This is a genomic window from Mesorhizobium sp. M1B.F.Ca.ET.045.04.1.1, from assembly GCF_003952465.1.
Classification (GTDB): domain Bacteria; phylum Pseudomonadota; class Alphaproteobacteria; order Rhizobiales; family Rhizobiaceae; genus Mesorhizobium; species Mesorhizobium shonense.
The window spans coordinates 1607076-1618982 of the sequence record NZ_CP034448.1; the positions used below are offsets into that span (position 1 = coordinate 1607076).

General features: G+C 60.6%; 11 protein-coding genes. All 11 read left to right on the forward strand.

Annotation, left to right across the window (positions count from 1 at the left end; genetic code table 11):
- Positions 1-127 precede the first annotated feature (127 nt).
- The 11 genes from EJ071_RS07810 to ubiM all read left to right on the forward strand — a co-directional run bounded on the left by EJ071_RS07810 (position 128) and on the right by ubiM (position 11815).
- A complete protein-coding gene (locus EJ071_RS07810; RefSeq protein ID WP_126057787.1) occupies positions 128-871 on the forward strand; it encodes a Crp/Fnr family transcriptional regulator in 744 nt (247 codons plus the stop codon).
- Between the two features lie 496 nt (positions 872-1367).
- Complete coding sequence (ccoN, locus tag EJ071_RS07815; protein ID WP_126057788.1) at positions 1368-2987, forward strand: cytochrome-c oxidase, cbb3-type subunit I; 1620 nt, start codon at positions 1368-1370, stop codon at positions 2985-2987.
- Positions 2987-3718 carry a cytochrome-c oxidase, cbb3-type subunit II gene (ccoO, locus tag EJ071_RS07820; protein WP_126057789.1) on the forward strand — a complete coding sequence of 244 codons (732 nt, stop codon included), beginning with the start codon at positions 2987-2989 and terminating at the stop codon, positions 3716-3718. Before ccoN ends, ccoO begins: the two co-directional genes overlap by 1 nt.
- An 11-nt stretch (positions 3719-3729) precedes the next feature.
- Complete coding sequence (locus tag EJ071_RS07825; RefSeq protein WP_024502864.1) at positions 3730-3879, forward strand: cbb3-type cytochrome c oxidase subunit 3; 150 nt, start codon at positions 3730-3732, stop codon at positions 3877-3879.
- A 2-nt stretch (positions 3880-3881) separates the two neighbouring features.
- On the forward strand, positions 3882-4745 hold the full coding sequence (ccoP, locus tag EJ071_RS07830; protein WP_126057790.1) for a cytochrome-c oxidase, cbb3-type subunit III: 864 nt from the start codon (positions 3882-3884) through the stop codon (positions 4743-4745).
- A 166-nt stretch (positions 4746-4911) separates the two neighbouring features.
- On the forward strand, positions 4912-6471 hold the full coding sequence (gene ccoG / locus EJ071_RS07835; RefSeq protein WP_126057791.1) for a cytochrome c oxidase accessory protein CcoG: 1560 nt from the start codon (positions 4912-4914) through the stop codon (positions 6469-6471).
- Entirely contained in the window at positions 6468-6965 is a 498-nt protein-coding gene (locus EJ071_RS07840; RefSeq protein WP_126057792.1) for a FixH family protein, read from the forward strand. Before ccoG ends, EJ071_RS07840 begins: the two co-directional genes overlap by 4 nt.
- Positions 6962-9235, forward strand: a complete 2274-nt coding sequence (locus EJ071_RS07845; RefSeq protein ID WP_126059322.1) for a cation-translocating P-type ATPase — start codon at positions 6962-6964, stop codon at positions 9233-9235. Before EJ071_RS07840 ends, EJ071_RS07845 begins: the two co-directional genes overlap by 4 nt.
- A gap of 5 nt (positions 9236-9240) precedes the next feature.
- Complete coding sequence (gene ccoS / locus EJ071_RS07850) at positions 9241-9396, forward strand: cbb3-type cytochrome oxidase assembly protein CcoS (RefSeq protein ID WP_081714250.1); 156 nt, start codon at positions 9241-9243, stop codon at positions 9394-9396.
- Between the two features lie 612 nt (positions 9397-10008).
- Complete coding sequence (locus tag EJ071_RS07855) at positions 10009-10353, forward strand: hypothetical protein (protein ID WP_126057793.1); 345 nt, start codon at positions 10009-10011, stop codon at positions 10351-10353.
- A gap of 280 nt (positions 10354-10633) precedes the next feature.
- Complete coding sequence (ubiM, locus tag EJ071_RS07860; protein ID WP_185928959.1) at positions 10634-11815, forward strand: 5-demethoxyubiquinol-8 5-hydroxylase UbiM; 1182 nt, start codon at positions 10634-10636, stop codon at positions 11813-11815.
- Positions 11816-11907: the final 92 nt, after the last annotated feature.

Here is an 11907-nt window from a genome sequence, read left to right on the forward strand (position 1 = left end):
GAACACTGCACGCATCGCTGAAGCAGACCCTGATCTCGATCAGCCGCGCTCATGGACAAACCGCCGCAGGATTTCTCTACCCTGGATGGGTATCCTGCCGGCAGTTAGGATCGGGTAAGGCGAACGCATGACCTTTCGGCAAGACATTCATAGTTCCGGCATTCCTGTTCTTTGCTTCCCTTGCGAGGCACGGCGTCGCGGTGTCTGCGGTGCGCTCGATCCAGACAATTTGGTTGGGCTCGCCAAGACTTGCTCGCGTCGCCGGATCGAGTCAGGAATGGAGTTGACCGGCGAGGCACAGAACGTCGACAGCTACTCCAACGTGCTTTCAGGCGTTGTAAAGCTATCAAAGAGCCTGTCGGATGGGCGCCAGCAGATCGTCGGTCTCCAGTTTGCACCGGATTTTCTGGGACGTCCTTTCAAGGTGGAAAGCTCGATCAATGCGGAAGCGGCAACAGCAGTCACGCTGTGTTCGTTTCCGCGAGCGGCCGTCGAACGGATGATGAAGGCGTCACGGGAATTCGAGCATCGCCTGCTCAAACAGACGCTGAATGAACTCGATGAGGCGCGCGAGTGGATGGTGACGCTGGGGCGCAAGACAGCTCCGGAAAAGGTAGCGACTTTTCTCCTCATGATGGCCCGGAATATCGATTCCAGTCTCGATGCGGCTTCCGGGTCGGCGTCCTTCGATCTGCCGCTGACGCGTGTCGAAATGTCTGATTTCCTTGGAATCACCAACGAGACCGTGAGCCGCCAACTGACGCGATTGCGGGCTGACGGGGTGATTCGGATTGAGAACGCACGCCATGTGACGGTGGACAGCATAAGCCGTCTGGAGAAGCGCTGTGGCGGCGGACGCGAGCGGCCCTAAGCGGCGAGGCCATGTCGCATGACTCCGGGGCGGGCCGTGTTTGCCTTTTAATGCGATGTTGCCGCGCCTTCGACGAAGCGGCGTCACGGTCGAGACAAACAGCTTTCGGGCTTTGATAGGAACGTGACCAATCGCCAGGTGTGTTTCGGCACATACCGGCGAAGCATGGTCCTTAATCTGCCACGGCTCGGCGGAACGATCGCGTTCGTTTCCAATGGGATCCGAACAACGTTTGGCAGGGCATCGGCAATAGCATCCAACGCGCGCAGGGCCTCAGCTTTCGCCTCAGCGATCGCGTCTGCGCCCGCCCAACCCAGGGAACGCCTTCCATGAGGGGGGTGAGCCCGCGCTGCGTTCCTCGTTCATTCGCCACCTGCTGATTGCGCCGCCGACACAAAATCTTGCGGCCTGACATAGATCAGGGCGAGGGGGCGGCGGCTGCGCGATTAGTGCGCTGCGGATTTGGCATCCACCAGATTCGAGATCGGGATCTGCAATGAAATTCGGCACAGAGATCGTCCTTCTAAGCGTGTTCGCTTTTGCGGCCCTGGTGGCCGCCGGCTTCGGCGTGGATGAACCTTTCCGCCGACACATGTGGGTGTTGTTCTTCGCAGTGGCTGGTTTCACTGCGATCCTGTTGCGCAACACGGAGTTCAAGCCAGCAGCTCCGATTGACCCATCCGCTTACATGGATGGTCCGATCCGCTACGGCGCGATCGCCACCGTGTTCTGGGGTGTCGTCGGCATGCTGGTCGGCGTGGTGATCGCGCTGCAGCTCGCCTACCCCGATCTCAACATCCAGCCCTGGTTCAATTTCGGTCGTTTGCGGCCGTTGCACACATCCGGTGTCGTCTTCGCCTTCGGCGGCAACGCGCTGCTTTGCACGTCTCTGTATGTCGTGCAGCGCACCTGCCGCGCCCGCCTCTTCGGCCGTGATCTGGCCTGGTTCGTCTTCTGGGGCTACCAGCTGTTCATCGTCATGGCCGCGACCGGCTACCTGCTCGGCATCACCGAGGGCCGCGAGTACGCCGAACCCGAATGGTATGTGGATGTCTGGCTGACCATCGTCTGGGTCGCCTACCTCATTCTGTTCCTTGGCACGATCCTGAAGCGCAAGGAACCGCATATCTACGTGGCCAACTGGTTCTACCTGTCGTTCATCGTCACCATCGCGATGCTGCATGTGGTCAACAACCTGTCCATACCAGTCTCGTTCCTGGGCTCCAAGAGCTACTCCGCCTTTTCAGGGGTCCAGGACGCCTTGACGCAATGGTGGTACGGCCACAACGCGGTCGGCTTCTTTCTCACCGCCGGCTTCCTCGGCATGATGTATTATTTCGTGCCCAAGCAGGCGAACCGGCCAGTCTATTCGTACCGGCTGTCGATCGTCCATTTCTGGGCGATCATCTTTCTCTACATCTGGGCCGGGCCGCATCACCTGCACTACACCGCCTTGCCCGATTGGGCGCAGACGCTCGGCATGGTGTTCTCGATCATGCTGTGGATGCCGTCCTGGGGCGGCATGATCAACGGCCTGATGACGCTGTCCGGCGCCTGGGACAAGCTGCGCACCGATCCGATCATACGCATGATGGTGATGGCCGTCGCCTTCTATGGCATGTCGACCTTCGAAGGCCCCATCATGGCGATCCGGGCGGTCAATTCGCTGTCGCATTATACCGACTGGACGATCGGCCACGTCCATTCGGGCGCGCTCGGCTGGGTTGGCATGATCTCGTTCGGCGCAATCTACTACATGGTGCCGAAGCTCTGGAACCGGCAACGGCTCTACTCGTTGCGGCTGGTCACCTGGCATTTCTGGCTGGCGACACTTGGTATCGTTGTCTACGCCGCGGTGATGTGGGTATCCGGCGTCATGCAGGGCCTGATGTGGCGCGAATACGACGAGCAGGGCTTCCTGGTCTACTCCTTCGCCGAGACCGTCGCCGCCATGCACCCCTACTATGTCATGCGCGCCATCGGTGGGGCCATGTACCTCTCCGGCGCGCTGATCATGGCCTGGAACATCACCAGGACCATCCTCGGCCACCAGCGCGAGGAGGAGCCGATGCCGAGCCCCGTCGCCATCCGACCTGCGCGATCAGGAGCCAGGTAATGGGCTTGATGGACAAACACGCAATCATCGAGAAGAACGCCACGCTTCTTCTCGTTGGCTCGCTGCTCGTGGTGACGGTCGGCGGCATCGTCGAGATCGCGCCTCTCTTCTATCTCGACAATACGATCGAGAAGGTGGAAGGCATGCGCCCCTATTCGCCGCTCGAACTTGTCGGGCGCAACATCTATATGCGCGAGGGCTGCTACCTCTGTCATAGCCAGATGATCAGGCCGTTCCGCGACGAAGTTGAGCGCTATGGCCACTACAGCCTAGCTGCCGAGTCCATGTACGATCACCCCTTCCAGTGGGGATCGAAGCGCACCGGGCCGGATCTCGCCAGAGTTGGCGACCGCTACTCGAATGCATGGCATGTCGCGCATCTTACCGACCCGCGCTCGGTGGTGCCGGAATCGATCATGCCGAGCTATGGGTTCCTGAAAGACACGCCGATCGACGTGAAGGATTTCTCAACGCATCTGGTCGCCAACAGGCTTGTAGCCGTCCCTTACACCGATGACATGATCGTCCACGCCAATGCGGATCTGGCGGCGCAGGCCGATCCCAATGCCGACACATCAGGCCTTGAGGCGCGTTACCCAAAAGCCAAGATCGGCGACTTCGACGGCAACCCGCAACAGGTCACCGAAATGGATGCCCTGCTCGCCTACCTGCAGATGCTTGGCACACTGGTCGACTTCAAAAATTACGACGAAGCCGCCGGCTACCGCTGAGGAGAACGCTGATGACCTACAATTTGATGCGGGCGTTTGCCGACAGCTGGGGCCTGGTTGCGATGGCGCTGTTCTTCGTGGGGTGCATCGCCTTTGCCCTACGCCCCGGCAGCCGAAGGCTGGCCGACGAAGCGGCCCGCATTCCGCTCGAGGACGAGTGATCATGAGCGACGAGCATATCGATGAAATCTCTGGCGTCTCGACCACCGGCCACGAATGGGATGGCATCCGGGAGCTGAACAACCCGCTTCCCAGATGGTGGGTTATCACCTTTTACGTCACCATTGTCTGGGCGATAGGCTACACCATCGCCTATCCAGCATGGCCTCTGTTGCACTCGGCGACGAAGGGTGTGCTCGGCTATTCCAGCCGCAACGAGGTCAGGAACGAGCTGACTGCGGCTGAGGCCGCCAAGGGCAAATATATCTCGGCGGTGGAGTCCAAGAGCGTCTCGGAGATCTCCGCGGACGACGGCCTGCGCGAATTCGCAATCGCCGCCGGTGGCGCCGCTTTCAAGGTCAATTGCGTACAATGTCACGGCTCCGGCGCCCAAGGTTCCAAGGGCTTTCCCAATCTCAACGACGACGACTGGCTATGGGGCGGCAAGGCCGAGCAGATCCAGCAGACGATTACGCACGGCATCCGCTTCGCATCCGATCCGGACACGCGCCTGTCGGAAATGCCGGCCTTCGGCGACATCATTACCGCCGACCAGATCGCACAAGTCAGCGCCTACGTGGCCAGCCTTTCCGGCAAGGTCCGCGATGCAAGTCTGATCCAACCCGGCGCCAAGGTCTTTGCCGAGAACTGCGTCGCCTGTCACGGCGACAATGCAAAAGGCAACAGGGAATTCGGCGCCCCCGACCTGACCGATGCGATCTGGCTCTATGGATCCGGTGAGACAGCCATCGCCGCACAGGTCCGTGCGCCAAAACAGGGCGTCATGCCGGCCTGGGTTGGCCGTCTCGGCGAGATCAAGGTCAAGGAACTTGCAGTTTATGTCCATTCGCTTGGCGGCGGAGAATAGGAATGGAAGTCCTATTCTTCGGTCCCCCCTGCCAAGCGGACGAGGCCCGGCGTGAGCCGGGCCTCGACACCATCCCTAATGCGATCTGCACAACCCGGCAAGGCTATCCTACCGCGAGGCTTTACGACAGGTGCCCCTGACATTGGCTGGGAAAGTGGAGTTGCACATGCGTGATAAGACGCAGTTGACACGGCTCGAAACAGAAACTGTCAATTCCGCCAAAACCCGCAAGCCGCTTTATGCCGCGCGTCAAAAGATCTTTCCGAAGCGCGCCTCGGGCAACTTTCGTCGCTTCAAATGGCTGGTGATGACGATCACACTTGGCATCTACTACCTGGCTGCGTGGCTGCCTTGGGCTCGCGGTCCATTTGCCCCGGACCAGGCAGTCCTGCTCGATCTCGCGAACCGGCGCTTCTACTTCTTCTTCATCGAGATATGGCCCCAGGAATTCTTCTATGTGGCCGGCCTCCTGGTCATGGCGGGCGTCGGTCTTTTCCTGATCACCTCGACTGTCGGCCGTGCCTGGTGCGGCTATGCATGCCCTCAGACGGTGTGGGTCGATCTGTTCCTCGTCGTCGAACGTGCGATCGAGGGGGACCGCAACGCCCGCATGAAACTTGACGCAGGTCCCTGGACCGCGCGCAAGCTCATGCTGCGTGTGTCCAAGCACACCATCTGGCTGGTCATAGGGGCGGCGACTGGCGGCGCCTGGATCTTCTACTTTGCCGATGCACCGACGCTGCTCGGCGAGCTCTTCACCGGCACTGCGGCGCCCGTCGCCTACATCACTGTCGCCGTCCTGACGGCTACCACCTACACGTTCGGCGGTCTGATGCGCGAACAGGTCTGCACCTATATGTGCCCGTGGCCCCGCATCCAGGCGGCCATGCTCGATGAAAATTCCCTCACTGTCACCTACAATGACTGGCGCGGCGAACCGCGTTCGCGCCACGCCAAGAAGGTGCTGGCCGCAGGCCAGCCCGTGGGCGACTGCGTCGACTGCAATGCCTGTGTCGCGGTCTGCCCGATGGGGATAGACATTCGCGACGGCCAGCAGCTCGAATGCATCACTTGCGCGCTCTGCATCGACGCCTGTGACGGCGTCATGGACAAGCTCGGCAAGGAGCGTGGGCTGATCGCCTATGCGACGCTCTCCGACTACAACGCCAACATGATGCTGGCGACTGCAGGCGGGTCCAGCTCAGTCAATCCATCGCTGATCAGGACCGCTGATGGCCTGTTCTCCGACAAGGTGGCGCATTTTCACATCCGCAAGATCTTTCGGCCGCGCACCTACGTCTACATGGGCTTGTGGTCGCTGATCGGCCTCGGCCTGCTCTATTCGCTGCTGACGCGCGATCGGCTCGAACTGAACGTATTGCATGATCGCAATCCCCAGTTCGTCACGCTGACCGACGGATCCATCCGCAATGGCTATACCGTCAAGCTGCTCAACATGATCCCCGAGCCGAGGACGATCGTCGTAACCATGCAGGGCCTTGAAGGCGCTGACATGGTCGTCGTCGGCGACGACATCCCCGCAGGCCGTTCCTTCGCCATTCCGGTCGAACCCGACCGCCTGAAAATGCTGAGGGTCTTCGTTCGCCAGCCGGCGGACCAGATCCGCGCTCCGGCACAGACCTTCAAGTTCCGCGTCGAGGACAGAGCCAGCTTTGAGTCGAACGAGTACACCGCCACCTTCAACGCGCCGGAGCCCCTCAGATGACTGCCAATGTACAAAAGCCTCGTGAATTCACCGGCAGGCACATGCTGGTCATCATCCTGGCCTTTTTCGGCGTGGTCATCGCAGTCAATCTGACCATGGCAACGCTCGCCAGCACAAGCTGGACTGGCCTCGTCGTCGAAAACACCTATGTGGCGAGCCAGCAATTCAACAAGAAGGCCGAGGAAGGACGGGCGCAGGCAGCACTTGGCTGGACCGGCAAGCTGACCATCGCATGGGGCGAAGTTCGCTATGGCCTCGCCGACGTCGCCGGCAAGCCGGTTCCCTTGCACGGCGTCAAGGTGCTGTTTCGCCATCCCGCGTACGAGAAGGAGGACAAGTCGGTCACCCTCGCACCCGCCTCGGGCCAGGAATTCGCAGCCCAGCACATGCCGAAGGACGGCGTCTGGATTGTCGAAGTCGACGCCGACGCCGGTCTGGACAAACCGTATCGCGACGTCCGCCGGATCATGATTTCCAATGGAGCGCTGCAATGAGTTGTTGTGCACCGGGCGCCGAAATGGCGCTTGATCTGGTCAACACCGGATCGGTCCTGCCGTCCAGCCAGGAGATCAGGCTGGCGAGCCGATCGCTTGGCGATGATCTTCACCAGACCGATCTTTCAGTACCGACGGTTCATTGCGCAGGCTGCATCCAGACGATCGAGACGGCGCTGGGAAAGCTCGATCGCGTCGAGAGCGCCCGCGTCAACCTGTCGACGAAACGGGTCTCTGTCCGGTGGCGTGGTGACGAGGTCCCACCGTTCGTCGTCGCGCTTGGGCGGCTAGGCTACCAGGCGCATCTCTTCCCTTCCGAGGTCGGCGACAAGGACAGGACGTTATCGGATTTGATCCGCGCGGTCGCGGTTGCCGGCTTTGCGGCGGGCAACATCATGCTGCTTTCGGTCTCGGTCTGGTCCGGCGCCGAAGGTGCTACCCGCGACCTGTTTCACTGGGTCTCGGCGCTGATCGCCATTCCTGCCCTCGCCTTCGCCGGCGGCATCTTCTTCCGTTCGGCCTGGAATGCTTTGCGCCATGGCCGCATGAATATGGACGTGCCGATCGCGGTCGGTGTTTCGCTCGCCTACGCCATGAGCCTCTACGAGACGATCAACCATGGCGATCACGCCTATTTTGACGCGTCGGTATCGCTGCTGTTCTTCCTGTTGATCGGCCGCACGTTGGATCACGTGATGCGCGAACGTGCCCGGACCGCTGTGAAAGGCCTGTCCCAGTTGGCCGCACATGGCGCCATGGTGCTGCGCAGCGACGGCGCGCGCGACTATTTGCCGGTCGGCGAGATCGAACCAGGCATGCGGTTGTTGATCGCAGCCGGTGAGAGGATCCCCGTCGACGGCAAGATCATCCAGGGAACGTCGGATCTCGACTGCTCGCTGGCCTCAGGCGAAAGCACGCCGAAAAACGTGGCGCCGGGCGAAGCAGTTCAGGCCGGCGTGCTCAATCTTACCGGCCCGCTGACGATTGAGGCGACAGCCGCCGCGAAGGATTCGTTTCTGGCGGAAATGGTTCGTCTTATGGAAGCCGCAGAGGGCGGCCGCGCGCATTATCGCCGGATCGCCGATCGCGTTTCAGCGCTCTATGCCCCGGTGGTTCATCTCACAGCCTTCGCGACGTTCCTTGGCTGGATGGCGGTGACCGGCGACTGGCACCGGGCGATAACCATCGCCATTGCCGTTCTGATCATCACCTGCCCGTGCGCGCTCGGCCTCGCCGTACCGATCGTTCAGGTGGTCGCCGCGCGGCGCCTGTTTGAGAACGGCATCATGGTAAAGGACGGTTCTGCCATGGAGCGCCTGGCGACGATTGATACAGCGGTGTTCGACAAGACCGGAACGCTCACGCTCGGCCAGCCCCGGCTGGTCAATGCATCGTCGATCGATCCGGCCATGCTGGCAGTCGCGGGAGACATGGCTACGCATTCCCGCCATCCTTTTTCAAAGGCCATAGCCGGTTTTGCCCATCCCGGCGGGCAGTACAAATTTGATGCCGTCACCGAGCATCCAGGGTTTGGAATCGAAGCCACTGGAGCCGGAAGCACCTGGCGGCTAGGCCGACGCGGATGGGCTGGATGGAGAGCCCGGACCGGTGGTGAAGGCAAACATGGCGGAACCGTGCTGACAAAAGACGGGTTCATTGTCGCGACCTTCGATTTTGAGGACGCGCTGCGCGCAGACGCCAAGGCGGCGATCGGGCAATTGAGCCATGCCGGGGTGTCAGTGGAAATGCTGTCGGGCGATACTGCGGGTGCCTGCGGTGAAGTCGCAGAAATGCTGGGTGTCAAGGACTTCGTTCCGTGCCTGCTGCCATCCGGCAAGGTCGAGCGCATCGAGACCCTGGCGAAAGACGGACACAAGGTTCTGATGGTTGGCGACGGCCTCAACGACACGCCGGCGCTCAGCGCGGCGCATGTCTCGATCGCTCCAGCTACCGCCGCCGACATTGGCCGCAATGCCGCCGACTTCGTATTCCTGCGCGAAAGCCTTCTGGCAGTGCCTCTCGCGCTGGACGTCTCGCGCAAGGCGGGACACCTGATCCGCCAGAACATCGCGATTGCGATCGTCTACAATGCGGTGGCAGTACCAATCGCCATCCTCGGGCACGCCACGCCTTTGTTAGCGGCGATTGCCATGTCTGCCTCATCGGTGCTTGTTATTGGAAACGCATTGCGCTTGCACGGCTTCGGGGCGAATGCGACGCTGCAAGTTATTCAAAAAGTCGGACGCTCCGCAGTCAGCTATTCGGCATAATCCTCGTGACGACGTTGCTCTATCTCATACCAGTGGCCCTTTTTCTGGGTGCACTGGGTGTGTCCGGCTTCGTCTGGGCATTGCGAAGCGGTCAATACGAAGATCTCGACGGAGCCGCCGAGCGGATACTAATTGATCGGGACGACAAACCGGAACGCTGATTTCAATCCGCTGTGCATAAGATGCGCGGATCGCGCTCGTCAGTCGAGCCGGCTCGGTCGGGAACAAGCTGTCCATGCTCCATGCTCCATGCTCCATGACCATCTTGACCTAAGCTGCACACTACATTTGTGAAAAGCCTCTGTCGTGCGAAGGACTGCCTCCCATTGCACCCAGTATGAGGCGGCTGATGCCACGAGAGTACCTCGCGTGGCCGGACGAGAGCTTGGCCATGTGCGCACGGGTTCCAAAGTGGAACGTCACGGTCGATCACCTGACCGTGAACCGCCAGTGCCGATTGGTCATGTCTGGCTGATCCAGATCAGGGTCATACTCATCGGTGTGTTCTATTGACCAGTCTTCGACGGAGAAATGCATGACTTACGGAAAGATTGGTCGTCATTATCAGCACCTTCACGGTTCTGGGTTTTCTGTCGTGTGGTCGGCCATGCCTTGTGCTTACGGCGCAGCCATTAGCTGACCGGCGTCGTGTGTATCTCGCTTGCTGGCTGACCATCCGCGTGGCTGCGCGGACACGGGGGCCGATCAACAGCTTTCGCCTTTGATGGGTTGTGTGCGTCGAAAGTGGCCTTCTTTGGGCTGACTTCGTAGAAATGTTCCAGGGCTCGCATCCAGCGCCGAAGATCCTCGTGATGTCAACGTGCTGCGGAGCATCATCGGGGTTGGGACGTGCGTTTTCGAGATCGATCAACCGTCCGAAGTTGATCATTGGTTCGAGTGACGCGCGCTATTTCGACGACTATGTCGCCGCGTGGGCTTTGCTCTATCGGCGACTGAATTGCAAGGACATCGACATCGAAGCCATGCAGCAGGTTCTTGATGAGATATGCGCGGTCGTGGATAAAAGTTTCCGCTACCTTGGCTGGGATGACGAGAGAGAGCGCTACGTTCGATACCCTCGCAAGAGAGCCCGCTTCGACGTCGTGGAGCGTGAGTAGTATGCGCAAGGGTTCCAGGTGGAATGTGGCGATCGATGCGGCGCGGCCGTGGCTGACCAGCGTCGCGAGTGTCTCGCTTGCTGGCGGCGATCTGCGCGGCTGCGCGGCCAAAGGGCGGGATCGGTTAGCCGCATCCACCTCTGAGCGCTTTGAGTGCTTCGTTGCCGATCGATGCGAATCTCCCGGCCCAGCGCCTTTAGGCAATGCGGCGGCCACGGAGCTCATGTCACTCGGCTCAGTTCCACCGTTACACGAGGATAGGCGACCGGATGGCGGCACGCTGATGGGCTCTGACGATAATTTTGACATCGTTGTCGTTGGAGCCGGCCCGGTCGGCCTTTCGTTCGCTGCGTCGCTTGCCCAAAGCGAACTCAAGGTGGCAGTTGTTGAACAGAACACATTCGATAGTCTGGCGAATCCGGCTTTCGATGGTCGCGAAATCGCGCTGACCAACGCTTCGATCAGAACCCTTCGCGAGCTCGGCGCCTGGGATGTCATCCCGGCTTCGGACAAATCAGCACTTCAAGGCGCGCGCGTGCTCAACGGCTCGAGCGCATTCGCTCTTCGTTTCGATCCTCCCAGCAACTCTGGAGAACCGCTGGGGGTTTTGGTTCCAAATTGCCGGATCCGCGAGGCGCTGTTCAAAATCGTCCGCTTGCAGGATCGCGCCCGGCTGTTGTGCGGCCACTCGGTCGTCGATGCAACAAACAGCCAAGAAGGAGCAGTCGTAACGCTCTCTAATGGCGCGCGTTTAACTGCTCGGCTGGTTGTTGCCGCGGATTCGCGTTTGTCCGCCACGCGTGATCTGCTAGGCATCGGCGCCGATATCAACCGGCTTGGCCACTCGATGCTGATTTGCCGAGTGAGGCACGAGCGCGCCCACCACCAGATCGCCATCGAATGGTTCGATCACCATCAGACGATAGCGATGTTGCCCCTCGCGGAGGGCATGTCGTCGCTGCTGCTCACATTGCGCTCAAACGAGGCCTATAGACTGCTTGCCTTCGATGATGATTTGTTCCTGTCGGAGTTGACGAAACGGTGTCGAGGGCGCCTTGGAAAAATGACCTTGGCAAGCAAGCGCCACACCTATCCGCTGGTCACGACCTGGGCGCACAAATTCCGGGCGCCGAGCGCCGCACTCATCGGCGACGCTGCCATCGGCATGCACCCGGTGACCGCTCACGGATTCAACATCGGTCTCAGCAGCCAGAAGCAACTCGCCCGTGGAATCATGACTGCGTGCCGCGACGGCCGCAATGTTGGCGACCCCGACATGCTGCATATATACGAAAGGCGGCTGCGCCTGTCGGCGGCGCCGCTCTACCATGCAACGAACATATTGATTGGACTCTACTCCAGAGACCACCTGGCGGCACGGCTTGCAAGGCATCTGGGGCTTCGCTTTGCCCAACATGTTCCCCTTGTCCGGCATGGGATATCGGCGGAGCTCCAGCGGTGATACTGCACCAGCAGTCGCATTTTTGCGCGTGCTGGGCGAGCGATGGGAGAGAGTGCATGATGCACCGGAGTAATCCTGCTCCCCGACGCTGA

What these genes read in the sequence shown, in the direction of transcription:
- EJ071_RS07810 (WP_126057787.1), top strand. Translation starts at nt 128, where the DNA reads ATGACCTTTCGGCAAGACATTCATAGTTCCGGCATTCCTGTTCTTTGC.
- ccoN (WP_126057788.1), top strand. Translation starts at nt 1,368, where the DNA reads ATGAAATTCGGCACAGAGATCGTCCTTCTAAGCGTGTTCGCTTTTGCG.
- ccoO (WP_126057789.1), top strand. Translation starts at nt 2,987, where the DNA reads ATGGGCTTGATGGACAAACACGCAATCATCGAGAAGAACGCCACGCTT.
- EJ071_RS07825 (WP_024502864.1), top strand. Translation starts at nt 3,730, where the DNA reads ATGACCTACAATTTGATGCGGGCGTTTGCCGACAGCTGGGGCCTGGTT.
- ccoP (WP_126057790.1), top strand. Translation starts at nt 3,882, where the DNA reads ATGAGCGACGAGCATATCGATGAAATCTCTGGCGTCTCGACCACCGGC.
- ccoG (WP_126057791.1), top strand. Translation starts at nt 4,912, where the DNA reads ATGCGTGATAAGACGCAGTTGACACGGCTCGAAACAGAAACTGTCAAT.
- EJ071_RS07840 (WP_126057792.1), top strand. Translation starts at nt 6,468, where the DNA reads ATGACTGCCAATGTACAAAAGCCTCGTGAATTCACCGGCAGGCACATG.
- EJ071_RS07845 (WP_126059322.1), top strand. Translation starts at nt 6,962, where the DNA reads ATGAGTTGTTGTGCACCGGGCGCCGAAATGGCGCTTGATCTGGTCAAC.
- EJ071_RS07855 (WP_126057793.1), top strand. Translation starts at nt 10,009, where the DNA reads ATGTTCCAGGGCTCGCATCCAGCGCCGAAGATCCTCGTGATGTCAACG.